The organism is Corallococcus terminator (genome assembly GCF_003611635.1).
In the GTDB taxonomy this organism is placed as follows: Bacteria; Myxococcota; Myxococcia; order Myxococcales; family Myxococcaceae; genus Corallococcus; species Corallococcus terminator.
The window spans coordinates 1-580 of the sequence record NZ_RAVZ01000773.1; the positions used below are offsets into that span (position 1 = coordinate 1).

The following is a 580-nucleotide window of genomic DNA, read 5'->3' on the forward strand; positions in this document are numbered from 1 at the left end:
GACGGCGCCTCCGTTGCGGCGGGGGTGGCGGCAGCTTCCGTGGACGCGGCCGTCACGGCCGGTGCCTCCGGGGCGGCATGCGCCTGGGGAGCCTGCTCCACGGCAGCGGGAGCGGTCTCCGCGGCGGAGGCCTGGGCGGCCTCCGTCTGCTCGGACGGAGCGGACTGCTCGTACGAGGCGTCGGGATTGTCGTAGCCCTGGTCGTTCGACTGGGCGTAGGCGTCCTGGGCCTCCGTGTTGGAGGCTCCCGCGGGCGGACCCACCCGACGGCGCACCACGAACCCCTTGGCGGCGACGGGCGCGGCGGCCTGCTTCGGCTTGCGCTTGTCCAGGATCTTCTGGACCGCGGCAGTGGCCTGGTCGTCATCCAGAGAGGACGAGTGGCTCTTGACGTCGTAACCCAGCCCAGAGAGCTCGGTCACGACCTCCTTGTTGTCGAGCTCAATCCCGTGGCTCTTGAGCTCCTTGGCGATTTCGTGAACGCGCTTCTTCGACATACCTTGATTGGCCTTCTGCTCCGCCAGCGACGAGGCCGAGCACCCTAGTCCAAAGCCGAAATTGTGTGCGAGTGGTGCTTAAC

At 68.3% G+C, this 580-nt stretch carries 1 protein-coding gene; it reads right to left on the minus strand.

Annotation, left to right across the window (positions count from 1 at the left end; translation table 11 throughout):
- The coding region (locus D7V88_RS45010) for a translation initiation factor IF-2 N-terminal domain-containing protein (RefSeq protein ID WP_244238704.1) at nucleotides 1-497 on the minus strand (497 nt) is incomplete at its 3' end.
- Between the last annotated feature and the right edge of the window lie 83 nt (nucleotides 498-580).